Raw genomic sequence first — 21,225 nt, forward strand, 5'->3', positions numbered from 1 at the left:
TAGTTGGGCTACTATGGATATGATTTTGAAAAAGTCGTCTGGCACCCCTCTCCCGGAGGGGAGGGGCCGGGGGTGGGGTTAGAAAAGCACCGATTTGAGGTTGAGTCCCGTCGTTTCCGGCAGGCCAAAAAGGAGGTTCATGTTCTGGACGGCCTGCCCCGAAGCACCCTTCACTAAGTTGTCGATGACCGAGGTGATGAGCAGTTGCTTGCCGACTTTTTGCACGTGCAGCAGGCACTTGTTGGTATTCACCACCTGCTTCAGATGCACTTCCTTATCCGACACCGTCGTAAACGGCGCGTCGGCGTAAAACTTCTGGTACAGCTCCCGGGCCTCGTCCTGGGTCAGGTCCGAAGGCGTGTAGACGCTGGCGAAGATGCCCCGGGCGAAGTTGCCGCGGTAGGGAATGAAGTGAATGTCCACGGCCAGTTCGTGCTGCAGCTGGGCCAGGCTCTCCGCTATTTCGCCTAAGTGTTGGTGGGTAAAGGGCTTGTAGATGGACACGTTGTTGGTGCGCCACGAGAAGTGCACCGTTTCCGCCAAGCTCTGCCCCGCGCCCGTGCTGCCCGTTATGGCCGATACGTGCACGTCCTCGGTCAGCTTACCGGCCTGGGCCAGCGGCAGCAACGCCAGCTGAATGGCGGTGGCAAAGCAGCCGGGATTAGCAATACTCTGGGCCTGCTGAATCCGGCCTTTGTTCAGCTCGGGCAGGCCGTAGACAAACTCCCGGTCGGCAAACTCGGCGTCGGCCTCCAGGCGGAAGTCGTTGCTCAGGTCGATGACGTGGGTGGTGTCGGGCAGCGGGTGTTGAGCCAGCCAGGCTTTCGAGTTGCCGTGGCCCAGGCAGAGAAACACCACGTCTTCGTCGCCGGCCAGCCCCGAGGCAAACACCAGGTCAGTGTCGCCCACCAGGTCGTCGTGCACTTGGTGCACGGGGTTGCCCGCGTTGGACGAGCTGACGATGCCGCCCAGCTCCACAAACTCGTGGTGGAGCAGAATGCGGATCAGCTCCCCGGCCGTGTAGCCGGCCCCGCCCACAATGCCGGCCTTAATTTTCATCGTTGAAGGAAGAGTGAATGCGCAGCTGGTTGCTGAAAATCTTGATAAAGCCCTTGGCGTCGCGGCCGTCCCAGGCGTCGTTTTCCTCGCCGTACGTCGCCACTTTGGAGCGCATCATGTCGTAGCGCGACTCGATGCCCTGCAACTCAAACTGGTAGGGCTTTAGCGTCACGAACACCTTGCCCGACACCCGCTCCTGCGAGGAAGTCAGCAGGGCTTCGAAGTCGCGCATCACCGGGTCGAGGTACTGGGCCTCGTGCAGCAGCGTACCGTACCAGTTGGCCACGTAGTCCTTGTGCAGCAGCTGCCAGCGCGAGCTAGTGTGCTTTTCCAGCAAGTGGTGGGCCTTGAGCAGAATCAGCGGGGCGGGCGCCTCGAAGCCCACGCGGCCCTTGATACCCAGAATCGTGTCGCCCACATGGGTGTCGCGGCCAATGGCGTAGGTGCCGGCCAGCTCGTTCAGGGCCTGAATCAAGGCCACCGGGTTCATGGTTTCGCCGTTCAGCGCTACCGGCTCGCCTTTCTCGAAGGTAATTTCGATGTTGGTCGGCTCCGTGGCGCTGAGCTGAGTCGGATACGCCGACTCGGGCAGAGCCTGGTGCGAAGTCAGGGTTTCGACACCGCCGACGCTGGTACCCCAGATACCCTTGTTAATCGAGTATTTGGCTTTTTCCCAGCTCATCTCGAAGCCGTGCTGATTCAGAAAGTCGATTTCGGCCTGGCGGGACAGTTTCAAATCCCGGATGGGCGTGATGATTTCCGTGTTGGGGGCAATGACCGAGAAGGCCACGTCGAAACGGACCTGGTCGTTGCCGGCGCCGGTGCTGCCGTGGGCAATGTAGTCGGCCTTATGCTCGCGGGCATACTCGGCCAGCGCCAGGCTCTGGAACATCCGCTCGGCGCTGACACTCAGCGGGTACGTATCGTTCTTGAGGATATTACCGAAGATGAGGTAGCGCAAACAGTCCTGGTAGAAGCGCTGGGTTACGTCGATGACCTCGTGCTTGGTCGAGCCCAGCTCGTAGGCCCGCTTCTCGATGGCCGCCAGCTCCTCCTCGGAGAAGCCGCCGGAGTTGACGATAACCGTGTGCACTTCCAGACCCAGCTCGCGGGTCAGGTACACCACGCAGTAGGACGTATCCAAGCCGCCGCTGTACGCTAAAACTACCTTTTTCATGTGTTGTTAAGTGTTTATCAAAACGTCATGTCGAACATTCTGCGCTTCAAGCAGAGAAGAGACATCTCGCGTGCTGACGTTGGAATACTACTCAGACCTCAGCACGCGAGATTCCTCGGCTGCGCTCGGAATGACAAACAGTCATTACCCCTGACTCAGGATTTCAATGCTTTCCTGGGCAATCTTGCCGTACTGGTCTTCGAGCTTGTCGTAGACCATACCGGTGCACAGGCACATTTTGCGCTGATTTTCCTGCAGAATCGGGTAGTTTTTGCAGCCCATGCAGCCCTTCCAGAAGTCGTCGCTCTGGGTCAGCTCGGTGAAGGTCACGGGGCGGTAGCCCAGCTCGGTGTTGATCTTCATCACCGGCCCGCTGGTGGTGATGCCGAAGATTTTGGCCTGCGGGTATTTGGTGCGCGAGAGCTCAAACACGCGGTGCTTGATGGAGCGGCCCAGGCCCTCCTTGCGCAGCTCGGTGTTAACGATCAGCCCGGAGTTGACGACGAACTTCGCGTCCTCGAAGGTTTCGATGTAGCAGAAGCCGGCCAGGACGTTGTCGTCGGCGAAGGCAATGACGGCATCGCCGCGCTCCATCTTCTTTTTCAAGTAGTTAGGATCACGCTTGGCAATACCAACGCCGCGGGTTCTGGCAGATTCCTCATACCACTGACAAAGGGTTTCCACGTACTGCGCATCGGCAGCATTGGCGACTCGTAACAGCATGGTCAAAGCTCGGTTAGTTGCCTTCGTATACGGCAGCAGACTCGGAAAGACGAAAGAAGAAAGGGGAAGCGCAGCGGGTGGAAGTGGCTACGCGGCTCCCGACGGCGGCGCCGGAAGCAGGCAAAACCCGGAAGAGAAGCGGGCCGGCGGATCAGGCCGAAAGAGCGGAGAATTCCGGCAGAGGGCCGGAAAAAGTCACACGTACTGGGGGGTTACACTCGGACTAAGGTCAGTTATTCGTAAGGTTTCTCTTCAAGTAGAGCTGCTAACTTGAGCAGCTCCGCGCCGGTTTGGGAAGTGTAGGCCGGCGAATTATTGCAGCCAGCAGTTAAGCTGGCATAATTCGCACGACCAAAATGGGTCGTCGCAGAAGCGCAATAGAGGAGAGACGAATCATGACGGGTGCCGCGGGGCGGCGTAGGAGTGTTTCGCGCTTTAAATCGTTTAAACCGCTAAATCGTTGCAAAACTAGATGTTTTTTTTCGGAAACTTTGCCGGGCCGCCGCGAAAAAAACGCGGCAACTTTGGCCCGCCGGGCAGCGCTGCCCGAACCATGCCCTGGCCAAATCCGTCTATTCCAGCCCTTAGGGCCCTTATTTCCCCTCCCCCACGGTATGCGTGAAGTCCTGAAAATATTTAAGATCGGCGGCGGCATCATCGACGACGCGGCCCAGCTGAATCAGTTTCTGGCGGCCCTGGCCCAGGTGCCCGGCCGCAAGGTGCTGGTGCACGGCGGCGGCAAGGGCGCCAGCCAGATGCTGCAGGACCTGGGCATCGCGCCCCAGATGGTGCAGGGCCGCCGCATCACCGACGCGGCCACGCTCGACGTCGTGACCATGTTTTACGCTGGTAAAACGAATAAGCAGGTGGTGGCCGGCTTGCAGGCGCGAGGTGTCAACGCCCTGGGCCTGTCGGGGGCCGACGGCAACGTGATTCGCGCCACGAAGCGCCCGGTGCGGGAAATCGACTACGGCTTCGTGGGCGACCTGGACGAGCACAGCATCAACGCCGACCTGCTGCAACAGCTGCTGGACGCGGGCCTGATGCCAGTTTTCTGCGCCATCACCCACGACGGGCAGGGCCAGCTGCTCAACACCAACGCCGACACCATTGCCAGCTCGTTGGCCCGGGCCCTGGCCTCATTTTACGAGGTGGAGCTGCACTTCTGCTTCGAGAAAGACGGGGTGCTGGCCGATATAAACGACGAGACATCCATCATTCCGCAGATAACGCCCGGGCAGTACCAGGAACTCAAAACAAGCGGCGTCATTGCGGCCGGCATGGTGCCCAAGCTGGACAATGCCTTTGCGGCCCTGGACGCCGGCGTGGAGCGGGTCGTTATCGAAAACGCGCTGAAAATCAACGAGCCCGTAAAAACCATCCTATGCCGGAGCTAACCGACCAGCTGGCGGAGGAAGCTATTCAGCTGTTAATCCGCCTGATTCAAACCCAGTCGTTTTCGCGGGAGGAAGACGCTACGGCCGCGCTGCTGGTTGAGTTTCTGGCCCAGCACGGGGCCCGGCCCCAGCGGCAGCTCAACAACGTGTGGGCCGTAAACCAGCACTTCGACCCGGCCAAGCCCACCGTGCTGCTCAACTCCCACCACGACACCGTGAAGCCCGGCGCCACCTGGACTTACGACCCGTTTGGCGGCGTGGTGGAAGAAGCCGAAGACAAGCTCATCGGGTTGGGCTCGAACGACGCGGGCGGCTGCGCGGTCAGCTTGCTGGCCACGTTTCTGTACTTTCAGCAGCGCCCGGACCTGCCCTACAACCTGATCTGCGCCATTACGGCCGAAGAGGAAATTTCGGGGGCCAACGGCATCAGCAGCCTGCTGCCGCAGCTGGGCAAAATCGACCTGGGCATCGTGGGTGAACCGACGCAGATGGACATGGCCATTGCCGAAAAAGGCCTGGTGGTGCTCGACTGCACCGCCCACGGCCAAACCGGCCACGCGGCCCGCAACGAGGGTGAAAATGCCCTGTACAAAGCCCTGGCCGACATTCAGTGGCTGCAGCAGTACAAGTTTCCGAAGGTGTCGGAGCTACTCGGGCCGGTAAAAATGACGGTGACCCAGATTCAGGCCGGCACCCAGCACAACGTGGTGCCCGACGTGTGCCGCTTCGTGGTGGACGTGCGCACCAACGAGTTTTACTCGAACGAGGAAGTGGTGCAGACCGTGCGGGAAAACGTGCAATCGGAGGTGGTGCCCCGCTCGGTGCGGCTCAACTCGTCGCGCATCAGCCCCGGCCACGTGCTGGTGCGCCGGGGCGTGGCGTTGGGCCGCAAAACCTACGGCTCGGCCACCATGTCGGACCAGGCCCTGATGCCGTTTCCGACGGTGAAGATGGGCCCCGGCGACTCGGCCCGCTCCCACACCCCGGACGAGTACATCTACCGCTACGAAATCCGGGGCGGCATTCGGGCCTACATCGAGCTGCTGGAAGGCTTGCAGCTGTAGGCCTTAGGCGTTTTCCAGGATGGCAATGTCCAGCTTGTGCATCTGCATCATGGCGGCCATTTTGCGCTGGGCGCGGGCCGGGTCGTCGCTGCTCAGCAGCTGGCCCATGTTGGCCGGCGTAATCTGCCACGACACGCCAAACCGGTCCTTGAGCCAGCCACAGTCGCCCGGCTCCCCGCCGTCGGCCGTGAGCTTGTCCCACAGAGTATCTATTTCGGCCTGATCCTGACAGCTTACCGACAATGAAATACCGGTTGTGAACGTGAAGTATGGTCCGCCGTTCAGGGCCACGTACTTTTGTCCGGCCAACGTAAACTCCACCGTCATGACCGTGCCGGCGGCCTGGTAGGTGCCGGCCGGGTAGCGGGTGACGCGCTGAATGGCGGAATCCGGGAACAGGCTGGTGTAAAGCGTGGCGGCTTCTTCGGCCTGGTCGTTGTAAGTCAGAAAGGTGGTAATCTTTTGCATGGCGCCGTATTCCTGGTGGATTGATACGTAAAAGTACCGCCCCGCCCCCGGCCGCAGACGGTGGAATAGCGACAAATACCGGGCACTTTGCGACACGCCCACCGCGGGCCGGCGTCGGCGGAGCTGGCCCACAAAAACGTAGTACCGGGAAAGCCGCCCGCCGGCCTTCCCTTAGCAGCACAGACCATGAAGATTTGGGACAAGGGCATAGCCGTTGACAAGAAAATTGAGCAGTTCACCGTCGGCCAAGACCGGGAGCTGGATATGTACCTGGCGCAGTTCGACGTGCGGGCCTCCCAGGCCCAGGCCACGATGCTGGCCCAGGCCGGCCTGATTTCCGCCGCAGAAAACGAGCAGCTCCAGCAGGGCCTCGGGGAATTGGCCGCGCAGATTGCTGACGGCAGCTTCACCATCGAGGCGGAGTTCGAAGACGTGCACTCCAAGATTGAGTATTACCTGACCGAGAAGTTCGGCGACGCGGGCAAGAAGATTCACACCGCCCGCTCCCGCAACGACCAGGTGCTCACCGCCATTCAGCTGTTTCTGAAGGATTACACCGAGCGGGTGGCGGCCAAAACCATGCAGCTGGCTGAGGTGCTGCTGCAAAAAGCCGAGGCCCACCAAACCGATTTGATGCCGGGCTATACCCACTTCCAGGCGGCCATGCCCAGCTCATTTGGCCTGTGGTTCTCAGCCTACGCCGAGCATCTGCTGCTGGATCTGGCCCTGTTCGAAGCCGCCCACACCGTGGCCGACCAGAACCCCCTGGGCTCGGGCGCGGGCTTCGGCAGCTCCTTCCCCATCGACCGGCAACTGACGACCCGGCAGATGGGCTTCGGCAGCGTGGCCGTGAGCAGCGTGGGCGCCCAGATGCTGCGCGGCAAAACCGAAAAAACCGTGGCCTTCGCCGTGGCCGGCATGGCCGCTACGCTGGCCAAAATGGCCTACGACCTGGTGCTATACAACGGGCAGGATATGGCCTTCGTGGAGCTACCCAAGGAGTTTACCACCGGCTCCAGCATCATGCCCCACAAGAAAAACCCCGACGTGTTTGAGCTCATCCGGGCCCGTTGCAATTCGCTGCAGGCCTTGCCCAACACCATTACGCTCACCATCAGCAACCTGCCCAGCGGCTACCACCGCGACTTTCAGATTCTGAAAGAGCTGCTCTTCGAGCCCCTCACGCAGTTCCTGGACATCCTAGACATCGTGCTGTTTGCTTTGCCCCAGCTAAAAATCAAGCCGGACCTGCTGAACAAGGAGAAGTACGACGCGACCTTCACGGTGGAAAACATCAACCAGCTGATTCAAAGCGGCACGCCGTTTCGCACGGCGTACAAGCAAGTCGGGCTGGCGGTGGAAGACGGTTCCTACGTGCCGCACAAGGAGTTTCAAACCACGCATCTGGGTAGTATCCACAACCTGGGGTTGGCGGAAATCCAGGCAAAAATGGCGCGGTTGAAAGCGTCGAGTGGGTTGTTTTAAGACCGTCATGTCGAGCAAAGCGAGACATCTCGCGTGCAATGCTAATCCGTCATGCTGACCTTGCCGAAGCATCTCTACTGCTTCGTTGCAAACCATTACTAAAGAGAAGCTTATGCTTCAACCCAGACTACTTACCTTGTTGCTTTTGCTCACGACTGCACATTGTGCCTACAGTCAGCAAAAGTTGAAGACCGCTACTTCACCATTCAAGCAGGTTGATGTTCCGGACAGTGTGCTGCGACGAATAAATAAAGCCATTAAGCGCCAGGAAAAGCTGCCGCAAAACGCCTTTCCTGTTTATATTTTTGATTTGGCAAACCATAATAACTACGTCTTTCGGGACGGGATATATTCTTATAAGTTGAGCAGCCCACACGCTGAAAGACGCATATTAATTGTTCACAAAGGCGCAACTACCCTTTTCGAGGGAACCCATGTGAATGACGTTCTTCGGGAATATTTGGCTTATATCGAAAAGAAGAAATTACCTACCGCAACCACAATCCGGTATTTGAACATTGTAGGCAAACATCTGCAACGGGAATATGATGCTAATTAATAGCATCACTCCAACGAAGCGGTATAGATGCTTCGACAAGCCCAGCATGACGTTCTTGCAACACAAACGATAATTCAACGTCTGACCTTCCAACGGCTTCTGCTAAGGCCCGACGAACCCAATTTTCCAACCCGCCTCTCTCCCGGCATTTTCCTGCGTGAATACTCAAACAATGCCCATGAAGATCAAAAAAGCCGTCATTACCGCCGCCGCCCGCGGCCAGCGCCTCTACCCGGTGGCCGATACCATCCAGAAAGCCATGCTGCCGGTGGTGGATGTGGACGGCCTGCACAAGCCCGTCATCCAGATTATTGCCGAGGAGGCGTTTAGCAGCGGCATCGAGGAGCTGTGCGTGGTGTGCGCCCCCGGCGACGGGGAGCGGTACGTGGCGGCCTTCACCTCTCTGCGCGACAACCTGATCAAGACCTACCAGAACGTGGATTGGGCCAAAGAGCAGGCCGGCAAAATCGACCACCTGCTGAGCCGCTTGCAATTTGCCGAGCAGGCCGAAGCGCTGGGCTACGGCCACGCCGTGTACTGCGCCCGGGAGTTTGTGAACAACGAGCCGTTTCTGCTGCTGCTCGGCGACTACCTCTACGTGTCGCACGTGGCGGGCAAGCGCTGTGCCGCGCAGGTGCTGGAATTGGCCGCGCAGGAAGAGTGCGCCGTGTCTGCGGTAAACCCAACTATCGAGCACCAGATTGGGCGCTACGGCACGCTCACGGGCAAGCACGCGGCCGGCCAGTCGGGCGTGTACCAGATTGATAAAATCATCGAGAAACCCTCGCTGAGCACCGCCGAGCTGGAATTGCAGACCCCGGGCCTGCGCGCCGGCTATTACCTGTGCTTCTTCGGCATGCACGTGCTTACGCCGGGCATATTCGACATTCTGCGGAAGCAAATCGAGGCCGGCAGCACCAACGTACTGCTCACGCCCGCTTTGCAGGAGCTGGCTGCATCCGAGAAATACCTGGCCCTGGAAGTGCGTGGCAACCGCTACGACCTGAGCCGCCGCCACGGCCTGCTCCGCGCCCAGCTGGCCCTGGGCCTGGCCGGCGAGGCCCACGACGAAACCCTGACGACGATGGTCGAATTGCTGGCCGAAGCCAATACCCGCGTGTAGAGACGCATACTTGCGTCTCGTCGTTGAACCGAAGGTCGGCACAGCCAACGACGGGCGTATGCGCACTCACTCAAAACAACGTCAGCAACGATTGAGACGCGAATACGCGTCTCTACACCCAACGTCATGAATATTTTCGTCGAAACCATTACCGCTACCGAGCCCGAGAAGCGGAACCGGGACTTTTACGCCCTAAGCCGGGGCCTTTCGGCCCGGGAACTGCTGCGCAGTCTGCGCGAGCTGGACGAGTTCCGCAAGGCCACGCCCAGCCTCTACGACAAAGTGCGGGCCATCCTGTTTTTGTACGCCGGCTTCCGGTTTTTCCTCCAGGAATCGAAGGACATTCCGGCCGTGGGTAAGATTCCCTACGCCGGCTTTGAAGACCTGCTGGGCCGCCGCTTCGAGCAGGCCATCAGCACGTTTTTGCGCGAGCTGGACCAGCACGGGCCCAACGCCACGCTCTTCAGCGCCCTGGCCGACAGCTACCACCACCTATCCTTCCAGATCTTGGCCGACCAGGTGCGCAAGAGTGTGCGCTCCAGCAAGGGCAACCAGTGGATGTTCCGCGTGGGCCACCAGGACGAGCACCCGATCCGAATTCACCCGGCGCTATTGCAGCGTAACGACACGTCCTTGTTTTACCCCGTGCTGCACGAGCACACCTCCGTGCGCATGGACCTTACTCACAGCGGCTGGTCGGATATCTTCTTCCTGGGCATGGATTACCCCGAGGGCGCGCGGGTCGTGAACCTGTCGATTGACCTGGGCATGTTCGGGCGCGACAAGGACATCCGGCCGCCGCTGCACGCCTACGTGCGCGTCATTCCCGAGCCGGTTTTGCGCCTCACGAGCATCGATTTGAACACGACCAAGGACGTCACGGACCTGGCCGATTTATTCAACTTCGGCAACGACTATTTGAGCCTGGTCAAGGCCGGCGTTATTGCCTCGGGCCTGATTCCGCCGTCCTTCGAAGGCACCAACCAAAGCCTGCCGGAAATCCTGGCGCGGATGGTGGCCCCGGGCATGGGCATCGAGCTGGTGACTAAGGTAAACGACATTCCCAAAGGCTCCCGTTTCGCCGTTTCCACCAATCTGCTGGGCTCCATCATCAGCCTGCTGATGCGGGCCACGGGCCAGACCAAAAACCTGACCGGCGGCCTCGACGAGAACGAGCGGCGGCTGGTAGCATCCCGCGCCATTCTGGGCGAGTGGATTGGCGGCTCGGGCGGGGGCTGGCAGGATTCGGGGGGCGTGTGGCCCGGCATCAAGGCTATTCAGGGCACGTTTGCCCAGCCCGGCGACCCGGAATACGACATTAGCCGGGGCACGTTGCTGCCGCGGCACCGGGTGCTGGAGGGCGACGACGTACATCCCGAAATCGGGGAAAGAATCATGAACTCCCTGGTGCTGATGCACGGCGGCATGGCCTCCAACGTGGGCCCGATTCTGGAGATGGTGACCGAGAAATACTTGTTGCGCGGCCAGCAGGAAACGGCCGCCCGGCAGCAGACCAACGAGATTTTCGACAACATTCTGGCCTCCATCAAGGAAGGCGACATTCAGAAGCTGGGAGCCAACACGGCCCGCAATTTTGAAGGCCCGATCAAGACGATTATTCCCTGGGCGTCGACCTACTTTACCGAGCAGATTATTGCCAAGGCCAAAAAGGAATTTGGGGCCGACTACTACGGCTTCCTGATGCTGGGCGGCATGTCGGGCGGCGGCATGGGCATGTTCGTGAATCCCACCAGGTACGAGGACTACAAGGTGCGCGTGCTGGAAATGCTGCGCACCACCAAGCAGGAACTCTCGGCCGCGCTGCCGTTTGCCATGGAGCCGGTAGTCTACAACTGGAGCATCAACCGGCGAGGCACCTGGAGCACTTTGCACGAAGGCAACGAGGCCTTGATGCCCGAGCAGTACTACGCCATCCACGTTTCGGGCCTCGTAAGGCAGGACCCGGAATCTATTTCCTACCTGCGGCGGGCCGAAATCGACTACTTCACGACCTACTGCGAGCAGAACAACCTGGCGTATCCGCTGCTGCGCACCATCGTCAGCAACTTGTTCAAGGTATCGGACCCCACGGCCCAGGGCAACCGCAGCGTGGAAAACGACAAGGCCGAGCAGATCAAGCGCGAGAATGGCTTCGACTACATTCAGCACGAAGACATCCGGGAAGAATTGCAGAAGGGCCTGATTGGCCTCTCGCGCAACCGCCTGCCCGCCGAAACGGCCATCGACGACGTGCAGCCCGCCGACGTGGTGCAGTTTGCCGATTTGCAGGAAGTCGAGAAGCTGGGCGAAGACGCCATCCGCGCCGGGAAGGTGGCCGTGCTGAGCCTGGCGGCCGGCGTGGGCAGCCGCTGGACCAAGGGCGCGGGCGTGATTAAGGCCCTGAACCCGTTTGTGGAAATCAACGGGCGGCACCGCAGCTTCCTGGAAATTCACCTGGCCAAAACGCGCCGCGTGGCTGAGGAGTACGGCGCAAAAATTCCGCACATCGTGGCCACCAGCTACCTGACGCACGAGCCCATTCGGCAGACGCTGGCGCAGACCCGGAACTACGGCTACGACGGCGCGGTGTACCTCTCCGAGGGCCGCTCCATCGGGCAGCGCTTCGTGCCCATGGAGCGGGATTTGCGCTTTATGTGGGAAGAAATGCCCCAGGAAACCCTCGACGAAAACAAGCAGAAAGTGCGCGAGGCCGTGCGCAATACCATGATTGGCTGGGCCAAAAGCAAGGGCGAGGGCACCGACTACGTCGACAACATTGCCGCCCAGCGCTTCTCCCCGCTCGGCCACTGGTACGAGGTGTCGAACCTGCTGCGCAACGGCACGCTGGCCCGCCTGCTGCGCGAAAACCCGGCGGTGGAAACCATCATGCTCCACAACATCGACACGTTGGGGGCCGACGTACACGCCGCCGCCCTGGGTTACCACCGCGCCTCCGGCAACGCCCTCACGTTCGAGGTAATTCCGCGCCGCATCGAGGACCGGGGCGGCGGACTGGCCCGCGTGAATGGGCAGATGCGCCTCTTGGAAGGCCTGGCCCAGCCCCGGGAGGAGGAAGAGTTGGCCCTGAGCTACTACAACTCGATGACCACCTGGATTGAAATCGACCCGCTGCTCCAGCTTTTCGGCCTCACCCGCGCCGGGCTGCAAGCGGCCGACGACGCCCAGCTGGCCCGGGCCGTGCGCGCGGTGGCCCAGCGCATCCCGACCTACGTGACGACCAAGGAAGTGAAGTTCCGCTGGGGCCACGGCCAGGAAGACATCTACCCCGTGGCCCAGATGGAGAAGCTGTGGAGCGACATGTCGGCCCTGCCCGACGTGCAGTGCGGCTACCTCGTGGTGCCCCGCAGCCGCGGGCAGCAGATGAAGGACCCCGCCCAGCTCGACGCCTGGGTAACCGACGGCAGCAAGGACCACGTGGCCTCGCTCGGGGTGTTTGAGTAATTCTCTCGGCTGTCAGCCCCGTAAAAAACGTAACCGGCAAGTAACCCAATGGGCTGCTTGCCGGTTACGTTTTCTCCCGCCCCTTTCCTTTTGACCCAGACCTTTTAACGGCTTCCTGCTATGGCTATGAACCCTGAACCCGATACGCCGGCCGGCCACAACGAGGGCCGGCGCACGTTTCTCAAGCACTCCTCCCTCCTTACTGCCTTCACCTTGGTACCCGGTCCCGTCATTCAGGCCGCCAGCTTCGAGCTGGATGAGAAAGTGGCCGCCGCTTTCGAAAAAGTGCCCCTCAAGCTGGAAGTAAACGGCAAGAAGTACAAGCTCGCGGTGGAGCCGCGCACCACCCTGCTCGATTTGCTGCGCGAAGAGCTGCACCTGACCGGCACCAAGAAAGGCTGCGACTACGGCCAGTGCGGGGCCTGCACCGTGCACGTGGATGGCCAGCGCGTGAACAGCTGCCTGAGCTTCGCGGTGATGCACGAGGGCCGCAAAGTCACCACCATCGAGGGGCTCAGTGACGGCGACAAGCTGCACCCCATGCAGGAAGCCTTCGTGAAGCACGACGGGTTTCAGTGCGGCTACTGCACGCCGGGCCAGATTATGAGCGCCGTGGCCTGCGTGCGCGAGGGCCACGCGGGTTCGGAAACCGAAATCCGGGAGTATATGAGCGGCAACATCTGCCGGTGCGGGGCCTACACCAACATCGTGGCGGCCATTCAGGAAGTGAAAAACGGAGGACAGAAGGTATGAACCAGTTTCAGTACGTACGCCCCACCAAGGCCCAGGCGGCCATCGAGGCCGTCGCCAAGGACGCCAACGCCACCTTCATTGCCGGCGGCACCAACCTGGTGGATCTGATGAAGCGCGGCATTGCCACGCCCCAGAAGCTGGTCGACATCAACCGCCTGCCCCTGGCCCGCATCGACCACGACCCGGGCAAGCTGCGCATCGGGGCCCTGGCCCTGAACTCGGCCGTGGCCGACGACAAGCAGGTGCGGGAGCGGCAGCCGCTGCTGGCTTTAGCCCTGAACGCCGGAGCCTCGGCCCAGCTGCGCAACATGGCCACCGTGGGCGGCAACATGCTGCAGCGCACCCGCTGCTCCTACTTCTACGACCTGACCATGCCCTGCAACAAGCGGGAGCCGGGCTCGGGCTGCGGCGCGCTGGAAGGCATCAACCGGATGCACGCCATTTTCGGCTTCAGCGACAAGTGCATCGCCGTACACCCCTCCGATATGAGCGTGGCCCTGGTCGCCCTCGACGCCACCGTGCTGGTGACGGGCCCTAAGGGCGAGCGGACCATTCCCTTTGCCGACTTCCACCGCCTGCCCGGCGACACGCCCGAAAAGGACACCAACCTGGAGCGGGGCGAGCTGATAACGGCCGTGGATATTCCCGACGGGCCTTTCACCAAGCACGTGCACTACCAGAAAGTGCGGGAACGGGCCTCCTACGCCTTTGCCCTGCTCTCGGTAGCCGCCGCCCTGGACATTGAGAACAACACCATCAAGGCCGCGCGGCTGGCGATGGGCGGGGTGGCCCACAAGCCCTGGCGGCTGACGGCGGCCGAGCAAAGCCTGGTGGGCAAGCCCGCCACCGAAGCCACGTTCCGGCAGGCCGCGGAAGTGGCCATGCAGGGCGCCAAGGCCTTCAAGCACAACGCCTACAAGCTCAAGCTGGCCCCCAACACCATTATTCAGGCCTTGAAAACGGCCGCGGCAGCTTAATCCCGACTTCTATGAAAGCACAAGACAAGCAGATCGGGGCGCCGATGAACCGGGTGGACGGCCGCCTGAAAGTAACCGGCGGCGCCAAGTACTCGGCCGAATATGAGCTGCCCAACATGGCCTACGCCGTGCTGGTGGGCAGCACCATTGCCAAGGGCCGCCTGACGAGCATCGACACCAAGGCGGCCGAAAAGGCCCCGGGCGTGCTGGCCGTCATTACCCACTTCAACTCGCCCAAGGTGCCCGGCTTCGACACGGCCGGCAAAGACCCGAGCCAGCCGGCCACGGTGGGCGGGCCGCTGAAGATTTTCAAGGACGACAAAATCCGCTTCAACGACCAGCCCATTGCCGTGGTCGTGGCCCATTCCTGGGAGCAGGCCCGCTTTGCCGCCCGGCTGGTAAAAGGCCAGTACGCCCAGGAAAAGCACAAAACCAACCTCGAAGCCAGCACGGCAGAGGCCTTCTTGCCCGCGGCGGCCAAGAAGAACCCCAAGAACCCGATGAACGACTACCAGCGGGGCCAGGTCGACGCCTACAAGACGGGGGCCATCAAGCTGGAGCAGGAGTACGTGATTCCCACCGAGGTGCATCACCCCATGGAACTGCAGGCCATTACGGCCCACTGGGAAGCCCCCGACCGCCTCACGATTTACGACAAAACCCAGGGCACCATGGCCACCCGCCGCGACTTCGCCAAGGAGTGGAACTTGCCCGAGGAAAACGTGAAAGTCATTGCCACCTTCGTGGGCGGGGCTTTCGGCAACGCATTGCACAGCTGGCCCCACGAGTCGGCCGCCATTATTGCCGCCAAGGTGGTGAACCGGCCCGTGAAGCTGATGCTGACCCGGGAGCAAATGTTTACCAACGTGGGCTACCGGCCCTACACCTGGCAGAAGCTGGGCATGAGCGCCACGCCCGACGGTAAAATCACGGCCATCACCCACGAGTCCATCGGCCAGACCTCGACCTACGAGGAATTCACCGAGTCGACGCTGGCCCAGACGCGCATGATGTACCAAGCCTCCAACGTGACGACGCGCTACCGCCTGGCTTCGCTGGACGTATGCTCCCCGATCTGGATGCGCGGCCCGGGCGAGGCTACCGGCGCGTTTGCCCTGGAGTCGGCTATGGATGAAATGGCGTTCATGCTGAACCTGGACCCTCTAGAATTTCGCCTGCGCAACTACACCGACAAGGACCCGGAGAAAGACAAGCCCTGGAGCACCAAGTTTCTGAAGGAGTGCTACCAGTTGGGGGCCGACCGAATTGGCTGGAATAAGCGCCAGCTCAAGCCCGGCTCCCTGCGCGACGGGGAGTGGCTGATTGGCTACGGCATGGGCGTGGGCACGTTTGGGGCCCACCGCGGCGCGGCCACCGTGGGCGCCCAGTTGCTGCCCGACGGCACCGTGCTGCTGCGCTGCGCCACCACCGATATCGGCCCCGGCACGGGCACCGTGATGACGCAGATTGCGGCCGACACGCTGGGCCTCGCACCGGAGAAAATCCGGTTTGAGCTGGGCAACTCGTCGTTTCCCAAGGCCGGTACGCAGGGTGGCTCGTCCACGGTAAACAGCGTGGGGCCGGCCACCCAGGAGGCGTGCCTAGCCCTGAAAGACAAGCTGCGCCAATTGGCCAGCGCGGGCACCCCGGCTTTTGCCGCGGCCAAAAAGGAAGAAGTGACGCTTACGGATGGTTACCTAACCCTGAGCAGCGCCCCAAGCACCCGCGTCTCCTTCGCCGACCTAGTGAAACAAGGCGGCGACCAAGCCGTGACGGTGGAAGCCAAGCCGGGCTCAGAAGGCCAGCAGTACTCGATGTACTCGTTTTCGGTGCACTTTGCCGAGGTTCGGGTGCACGAGCTGACCGGCGAAGTGCGGGTCAGCAAGCTCGTGTCGTGCGCCGACGCGGGTACCATTGTGAACGAGAAAACCGCCGGCAACCAGATGAAGGGCGGGGCCGTGGGCGGCATTGGCATGGCCCTTATGGAAGCAGCCCACATCGACGACCGGTTCGGGCGCTACGTCACCAAGGACTTCGCCGACTACCACGTGCCCGTCCACGCCGACTCGCCCACTGTGGAAGTGGCTTTCGTAAACAAGCCCGACCCGTACGTCAACGCGCTGGGCACGAAAGGCATCGGCGAAATTGCCATCATCGGCGTGGCCCCGGCCATTGCCAACGCCGTGTTCAACGCCACCGGCAAGCGGGTGCGGGAGCTGCCGATTACGCCGGACAAGCTGATTTGAGGCGTGGATTTTTCACCAAAACGTCATTCCGAGCCCCGCGAGGAATCTCGCGTGCAATGGCAATCAGATTACTTTGGCAACGTCAGCACGCGAGATTCCTCGGCTGCGCTCGGAATGACATTCTGAGTAAAACACTTTAGTCAGTAAAACACCCTGCTACGCCCCGGCTGGTTCGCAAACCGACCGGGGCGTATTTTCGCCCCACTATGAAGCTGTATTTCCGCCTGCTCTGGCTGCTGCTCACCGCCCGTTTCCAGCCCAAAGTGCCCGTACTGGGCCCCTGCCGCACCAAATTCCGGGTGTGGCCGACCGACCTGGACGTGCTGCGCCACCTGAACAACGGGCAGTACCTGATTCTGTGCGACCTGGCCCGCATGGACATTCTGGTTCGCTCGGGGCTGCTGGCCAAGATCAAAAGCTTCGCCCCCATGGCCGTAGTGGCCGCCGAAACCATTCAGTTCAGCCGTTCGCTGGAGCTGTTCGAAACCTTTGAAATCGAAACCCGGGCCCTGGGCTGGGACCACCGGCTGCTGTATTTGCAGCAGCAATTCATCCGCCACGGGCAGGTAATAGCCACGGCCGTGGTGAGCCTGCGGTTTGTGAAGCGCAAGGGCGGCACCGCCGACCCGGTGGAAGTGCTGGCTCACGCCGGCGAGCCGACCGAGTCGCCGGCGCTGCCGGAATGGGTACGGGCCTGGAGCCAGAACATGCGGGAGCTGCGGGCCGCGTAGGCGGGGAAACTCTGCCGTACCGGGCGCGTATGGTTTGAAGGCAAGGCGCTTGTCGTCTTGCCTTCAAACCCACCGCACCATGACTACTCAACCCGATAACACCGAAAATACCGCCGATAAAAAACAGGAAACCAACACGCCCGGCACGTCCAGCCAGTCGTTGGCCGACTCGGAGATGAGCGTGGGCCAGGGTGCCCTGAATGCCGGGCCCGGCGACGAGCAGGAAAACAAGGAAGCCGACCGAAATGCCGTGCGCCCCGGCGCGGCCCCCACGGACGAAGCACCCAAAGCCGATTGGGGCGGCAATTTCGGCAACAGCGTGCAGCCGGTGTACCACGACGACGACCGGCGCGAAAATCAGCTGGCTAGTCCCGGCCGGGGCGAGTTTGGCCCCCAGGGCCCCGGCGGCACCCAGGGCGGCTACGGCAACCAGTACCGCGCCGACGACGTGTACGGCGCGCAGCCGGGCACGCAGCCGGTAAGCGCCGGCGGCTACCAGGGCGGGCGGCCCGAAAACAACACCGGCACCGACGAGTACAACCCCCAGGGTAGCACCTTCGGCCACGAGCCCGCCACGCCCCTGGCCGGTACCACCGTGGATGCGCATTACCGCAACGACAACGCTTCGCCCACGGCGCCCGATTCGGGCTTTAGCGAGGACTACGGCCATTCGTCACTGGTCGGCGGCGCGGGCACCAGCCACAGCGGCACCAGCCACGAGCGCAACCAGAGCGCCGACTACGGCTACATCCCTTCCCAGAAAGACCAGCGCGACACCCAGCAAGGCACGACGTACAACCCCCAGCCCACCGTGCACGGCCGCACCGGCGAGCTGAACGGCGCCAACGAGCCCGGCCCCAACCGGGAAGCTGCCACGCCCACCGGCTCCGACTCCCGCACCGGCTACACCCGCACCGAGGGCGAAGCCAGCTATCAGGGCAACAGCGGCGAAGGAATCGGCTCGAAGGGCGGCTCCTACAACGACCCCAACACGCCCATGAACCCGGCCGCCGGTGCCTCTTCCCCCACCAAGGACGACTACAGCCGCGACGCCCAAAACGACGCGCCTGTGCCGCCCCACGACAACGGCTCGGACTACGGCACCATGCCCCGCCGCAACGCCGGCCGCGACAACGACGCCGACCGGAGCTAAGCCCCGGCCTCATTATTTGCCAGAAGGCCCCAAACCAGCCCCAACCGGGTTCGTTTGGGGCCTTTTAGTGCCCTGGCAGTTCGCGGTAGCGGGTGCTTTAGCCTGAGTAAGATCAGCAGCGAAGCCTAGCGCTGCCCTACCCTGCCTTTCTCTTCTTTCGGAATTACGGAGCCCGAGGCTCTTTCCGGCGGACCCAGGTAGCTGGGCTGCCCGCCACCCGTATCCACGACCAGCTTTTCGAGCACCACGCCGGGGTCCACGCGCCAGAACTTGAGTACGTGGGCACCGGGCTTGGTCAGCGTGTGGGTGGAGGTTTTGTGGAGGATGTTTTCGGCCACGGCTTTTTCCCAGGGCCGGTTGCCATTATCGGCCACCAGCCCGGTGTGCAGGTTGATAATCTGCGGGGCTTCATCGTCGAACGACACGGCGTAGCGCAGGCCTTCACCGCCCAGAAAATTCAGCGTGGGGGCCAGGTAGGCCTGCACCGTCACCGGGCCACTTCCGGTGAGCTGCACCCGGTACTCCAGGCGGGGCGAGTTACCAACCGGCAGCTGGCTCGGCGCGACAGTTGGAAACGTGGTGACACCGGACAGGGTGCGGCCCAGGTCGGGAATGGTTTGCCACTTCACGCTGCTGCCATCCACGGCCTTGGTGTAGTGCTCGGCTTCGATACTCACGTAGCCGTCGGCCTCCACAAAACCGGCGTCAGAAGTGCGGTTGTGCCGCGGTTTAGAACCTGATGGTGGAATAGTTGGCTCTGCCACAGCCTTGATTTTGTCGGTTGCCAAAGTCACTACTTCGGGCATGGCGTTTTTCTCCGGCTGCTGCCAGTAGGTATAGCCAATGTGGGTCTGGTCCATCATATGGCTCCACTTGCCCCCGGCCAGAGCGTGGTAGCGCTTCGTGATTTCGGCGTCCTTGGCATAGAGGGCCTTGGCTTTTTCGGCCAGGATATTGGTCGTAGCCTGCCCGGTTTTAGCGGCTTCTCTATTTTGGGCCACGGTATAATACAGCTCGTTCAGATTGGCGCAGGCCTGCACCGGGTGCAGCACCAATTGGTAGTAAGCGTCGCGGTACTCGGCGGGCAGCTGCTGGTTGATTTTCTCAGCCTGGGCGAGCAGCTGGTTGTAGTCAGCTACCACGGTGGCCCACTCGCCGGTAGCCAGGCTGTAGGTGGTAGCGTCGAGCAGCTCGGGCTTGCGGCGGCTGTTGTACTTGGCGTATTTGGCCAGAATGTCGGCAATGCTGGCGGCGTACTTGGAGCCAAACTGCCGGGCGGCCCAGTCGCGCGAGTAGTCGTCGATTTGGTCGGCGCTGATTTGGTCGGGGTTCCAGGCGTAGTCGAGAAAGAAGCTGATGGGGAATTCCATGGGCTTCAGGTCGCCCACGTTCACAATCCAGATCTGGTTGGCGCCGTACTCGTGGGCCAGGTGCAGTTGCTCCCAGATGCGGGGCAACGGGTTCGTATTGAGCCACTTGTAGTTGCGCGGCCCGCCCACGTAGTCGAAGTGGTAGTAGATGCCGTAGCCGCCGGCCCGCGGCTTCTCCCCGGGTTTGGGCAGCTTGCGGATGTTGCCCCAGTTGTCGTCGCACAGGAGCAGAGTCACGTCGTCGGGCACGCGCATGCCTTTGTCGTAGTAGTCCTGCACTTCCTTGTAGAGGGCCCAGAGCTGGGGCGTTTGGTCGGCGGGCTTGCCGGTTTCCTCGGCAATAATCTTGCGCTGGTCGGCCACGATGCGCTCCAGCAGGGCAATGTTGCTTTCCTGGCTCATGGGCTCGTCGCCGTCGCCGCGCATGCCGATGCTGACGATGTTTTCTCTAGTGCCCATGTGCTTCATGCCGCCCCGCCAGAACTCCTGGAGCGTGGCCGCGTTGGTCTGGTAATTCCAGGCGCCCTTACCGGCGTGCTTCCACTCCTCGTGGGCCCTGGTGAGTGGCTCGTGGTGGGAGGTGCCCATCACGATGCCGTACTCGTCGGCCAGCACCGGGTTTTGGGGGTCGTCCACGTTGAACATATTGCCCCACATGGCCGGCCAGAGGTAGTTGCCCTTGAGCCGCAAAATCAGCTCGAACATGTGGCCGTACATCTTGGAGTTGACGCCGCCAAACTTCTCCTTCGACCAGTTCTGCAAAGCCGGGGCTTCGTCGTTAATGAAAATACCGCGGTATTTCACCTGCGGCGTGCCCTGCGAATGGCGCCCGGCCGCCACGTAGAGCGCCGGTTGCGGCTTCACGGGCACGTCGGCCCACCAGTACCACGGCGACACCCCGATTTGCTGCGACAAATCATAAATGCCGTAGATGGTGCCGCGCTTGTCGCTGCCGGCAATAACCAGGGCCCGCGCCACGCCCGGCAGCGGCTTTTCCACCACTTGCAGCACGAAGGTTTCCCACCGGCCCGCCACCTGCGACACGTCGAGCTTTCCAGCCTTCACCAGTCCGTCAATCAGCGGACTTTTGCCGATGGTGCCAATCAGCACGACTTCCTTGCCCGTCGGGGCTTGGTCGGTGGTCAGCGTCGGCGTCAGCTTGGTGACGCGGTTGATGTCGGCCTGCAAGTCTTTGGCCGCCCGCAGTACGCCGGGCCAGTCGGCCTGGCTGGCGTAGAGCGGCGCGGTCTTGCCGGCGGCGGCCAGCGGGAAGCCGGTTCGGCTTTTTTCGAAGGAGACGTACTGACTGTTCTGGGCAGCGGCCGAGCCGGTCAGCAGCAGCAGAAACAGCAGGAGTTTGGTGGGCAGCGTCATAAATTTCATATTTCACGCAGGGTCTCGCAGTGGATAGCGCAGGGTTTCGCAGTGAACGACCACCGCGAAACACTGCGGTTTTACACTGCGAGACCCTGCGTGAA

Annotated in this window: 16 protein-coding genes; 11 read left to right on the plus strand and 5 right to left on the minus strand. The window is 61.8% G+C overall.

All coding sequences use genetic code 11. The features are described 5' to 3' along the window. Nucleotides 1-78 precede the first annotated feature (78 nt). The 3 genes from argC to E5K00_RS11845 all read right to left on the minus strand — a co-directional run bounded on the left by argC (nt 79) and on the right by E5K00_RS11845 (nt 2,959). Nucleotides 79-1,059 (minus strand): N-acetyl-gamma-glutamyl-phosphate reductase, encoded by a 981-nt coding sequence (gene argC, locus E5K00_RS11835; protein ID WP_135463423.1) that lies wholly within the window; start codon nt 1,057-1,059, stop codon nt 79-81. Beyond that, a complete protein-coding gene (gene argG / locus E5K00_RS11840; RefSeq protein ID WP_135463424.1) occupies nt 1,049-2,236 on the minus strand; it encodes an argininosuccinate synthase in 1,188 nt (395 codons plus the stop codon). Before argG ends, argC begins: the two co-directional genes overlap by 11 nt. A gap of 144 nt (nt 2,237-2,380) precedes the next feature. Continuing rightward, the gene (locus E5K00_RS11845) at nt 2,381-2,959 is read right to left on the minus strand and encodes a GNAT family N-acetyltransferase (RefSeq protein ID WP_135463425.1); all 579 of its coding nucleotides are present in this window, start codon (nt 2,957-2,959) and stop codon (nt 2,381-2,383) included. A gap of 614 nt (nt 2,960-3,573) precedes the next feature. Between E5K00_RS11845 and argB the strand changes: the two genes are divergently transcribed. Both argB and E5K00_RS11855 read left to right on the plus strand, forming a co-directional pair. Continuing rightward, the gene (gene argB, locus E5K00_RS11850; protein ID WP_135463426.1) at nt 3,574-4,356 is read left to right on the plus strand and encodes an acetylglutamate kinase; all 783 of its coding nucleotides are present in this window, start codon (nt 3,574-3,576) and stop codon (nt 4,354-4,356) included. After that, nucleotides 4,344-5,420, plus strand: coding sequence for a M20 family metallo-hydrolase (locus E5K00_RS11855; RefSeq protein WP_135463427.1), 1,077 nt, complete (start codon nt 4,344-4,346; stop codon nt 5,418-5,420). Before argB ends, E5K00_RS11855 begins: the two co-directional genes overlap by 13 nt. A gap of 3 nt (nt 5,421-5,423) precedes the next feature. On the opposite strand, the gene E5K00_RS11860 is transcribed toward E5K00_RS11855, so the two are convergent. Then, the gene (locus E5K00_RS11860; protein ID WP_135463428.1) at nt 5,424-5,888 is read right to left on the minus strand and encodes a VOC family protein; all 465 of its coding nucleotides are present in this window, start codon (nt 5,886-5,888) and stop codon (nt 5,424-5,426) included. 186 nt (nt 5,889-6,074) lie between these two features. Between E5K00_RS11860 and argH the strand changes: the two genes are divergently transcribed. From argH to E5K00_RS11905, 9 genes are all read left to right on the plus strand, one after another. Next, complete coding sequence (gene argH / locus E5K00_RS11865) at nt 6,075-7,373, plus strand: argininosuccinate lyase (protein WP_135463429.1); 1,299 nt, start codon at nt 6,075-6,077, stop codon at nt 7,371-7,373. Between the two features lie 85 nt (nt 7,374-7,458). Beyond that, nucleotides 7,459-7,932, plus strand: a complete 474-nt coding sequence (locus tag E5K00_RS11870) for a hypothetical protein (RefSeq protein WP_167856845.1) — start codon at nt 7,459-7,461, stop codon at nt 7,930-7,932. Between the two features lie 178 nt (nt 7,933-8,110). Then, nucleotides 8,111-9,055 carry a UTP--glucose-1-phosphate uridylyltransferase gene (locus E5K00_RS11875; protein ID WP_135463431.1) on the plus strand — a complete coding sequence of 315 codons (945 nt, stop codon included), beginning with the start codon at nt 8,111-8,113 and terminating at the stop codon, nt 9,053-9,055. Between the two features lie 126 nt (nt 9,056-9,181). Further along, on the plus strand, nt 9,182-12,517 hold the full coding sequence (locus E5K00_RS11880; protein WP_135463432.1) for a UTP--glucose-1-phosphate uridylyltransferase: 3,336 nt from the start codon (nt 9,182-9,184) through the stop codon (nt 12,515-12,517). A gap of 126 nt (nt 12,518-12,643) precedes the next feature. Further along, nucleotides 12,644-13,270 (plus strand): (2Fe-2S)-binding protein, encoded by a 627-nt coding sequence (locus E5K00_RS11885; RefSeq protein WP_210114299.1) that lies wholly within the window; start codon nt 12,644-12,646, stop codon nt 13,268-13,270. Beyond that, on the plus strand, nt 13,267-14,247 hold the full coding sequence (locus E5K00_RS11890; RefSeq protein ID WP_135463434.1) for an FAD binding domain-containing protein: 981 nt from the start codon (nt 13,267-13,269) through the stop codon (nt 14,245-14,247). Before E5K00_RS11885 ends, E5K00_RS11890 begins: the two co-directional genes overlap by 4 nt. A gap of 11 nt (nt 14,248-14,258) precedes the next feature. Then, nucleotides 14,259-16,493, plus strand: coding sequence for a xanthine dehydrogenase family protein molybdopterin-binding subunit (locus tag E5K00_RS11895; protein ID WP_135463435.1), 2,235 nt, complete (start codon nt 14,259-14,261; stop codon nt 16,491-16,493). A gap of 206 nt (nt 16,494-16,699) precedes the next feature. After that, the gene (locus E5K00_RS11900) at nt 16,700-17,224 is read left to right on the plus strand and encodes a thioesterase family protein (protein WP_135463436.1); all 525 of its coding nucleotides are present in this window, start codon (nt 16,700-16,702) and stop codon (nt 17,222-17,224) included. A gap of 79 nt (nt 17,225-17,303) precedes the next feature. Then, the gene (locus E5K00_RS11905) at nt 17,304-18,377 is read left to right on the plus strand and encodes a hypothetical protein (protein WP_135463437.1); all 1,074 of its coding nucleotides are present in this window, start codon (nt 17,304-17,306) and stop codon (nt 18,375-18,377) included. Nucleotides 18,378-18,502: 125 nt separating this feature from the next. Here the strand turns inward: E5K00_RS11905 and E5K00_RS11910 are convergent, their stop codons facing one another. Continuing rightward, nucleotides 18,503-21,121: a glycosyl hydrolase 115 family protein gene (locus tag E5K00_RS11910; RefSeq protein WP_317128879.1), complete on the minus strand. Its 2,619-nt coding sequence runs from the start codon at nt 21,119-21,121 to the stop codon at nt 18,503-18,505. Nucleotides 21,122-21,225: the final 104 nt, after the last annotated feature.

The sequence above is a fragment of the Hymenobacter aquaticus genome, from assembly GCF_004765605.1.
Lineage (GTDB): Bacteria > Bacteroidota > Bacteroidia > Cytophagales > Hymenobacteraceae > Hymenobacter > Hymenobacter aquaticus.

What these genes read in the sequence shown, in the direction of transcription:
- E5K00_RS11860 (WP_135463428.1), bottom strand. Translation starts at nt 5,888, where the DNA reads ATGCAAAAGATTACCACCTTTCTGACTTACAACGACCAGGCCGAAGAA.
- E5K00_RS11885 (WP_210114299.1), top strand. Translation starts at nt 12,644, where the DNA reads ATGAACCCTGAACCCGATACGCCGGCCGGCCACAACGAGGGCCGGCGC.
- E5K00_RS11875 (WP_135463431.1), top strand. Translation starts at nt 8,111, where the DNA reads ATGAAGATCAAAAAAGCCGTCATTACCGCCGCCGCCCGCGGCCAGCGC.
- E5K00_RS11900 (WP_135463436.1), top strand. Translation starts at nt 16,700, where the DNA reads ATGAAGCTGTATTTCCGCCTGCTCTGGCTGCTGCTCACCGCCCGTTTC.
- E5K00_RS11895 (WP_135463435.1), top strand. Translation starts at nt 14,259, where the DNA reads ATGAAAGCACAAGACAAGCAGATCGGGGCGCCGATGAACCGGGTGGAC.
- argB (WP_135463426.1), top strand. Translation starts at nt 3,574, where the DNA reads ATGCGTGAAGTCCTGAAAATATTTAAGATCGGCGGCGGCATCATCGAC.
- argG (WP_135463424.1), bottom strand. Translation starts at nt 2,236, where the DNA reads ATGAAAAAGGTAGTTTTAGCGTACAGCGGCGGCTTGGATACGTCCTAC.
- E5K00_RS11880 (WP_135463432.1), top strand. Translation starts at nt 9,182, where the DNA reads ATGAATATTTTCGTCGAAACCATTACCGCTACCGAGCCCGAGAAGCGG.
- E5K00_RS11905 (WP_135463437.1), top strand. Translation starts at nt 17,304, where the DNA reads ATGACTACTCAACCCGATAACACCGAAAATACCGCCGATAAAAAACAG.
- E5K00_RS11910 (WP_317128879.1), bottom strand. Translation starts at nt 21,121, where the DNA reads ATGACGCTGCCCACCAAACTCCTGCTGTTTCTGCTGCTGCTGACCGGC.
- argH (WP_135463429.1), top strand. Translation starts at nt 6,075, where the DNA reads ATGAAGATTTGGGACAAGGGCATAGCCGTTGACAAGAAAATTGAGCAG.
- E5K00_RS11855 (WP_135463427.1), top strand. Translation starts at nt 4,344, where the DNA reads ATGCCGGAGCTAACCGACCAGCTGGCGGAGGAAGCTATTCAGCTGTTA.
- E5K00_RS11845 (WP_135463425.1), bottom strand. Translation starts at nt 2,959, where the DNA reads ATGCTGTTACGAGTCGCCAATGCTGCCGATGCGCAGTACGTGGAAACC.
- argC (WP_135463423.1), bottom strand. Translation starts at nt 1,059, where the DNA reads ATGAAAATTAAGGCCGGCATTGTGGGCGGGGCCGGCTACACGGCCGGG.
- E5K00_RS11890 (WP_135463434.1), top strand. Translation starts at nt 13,267, where the DNA reads ATGAACCAGTTTCAGTACGTACGCCCCACCAAGGCCCAGGCGGCCATC.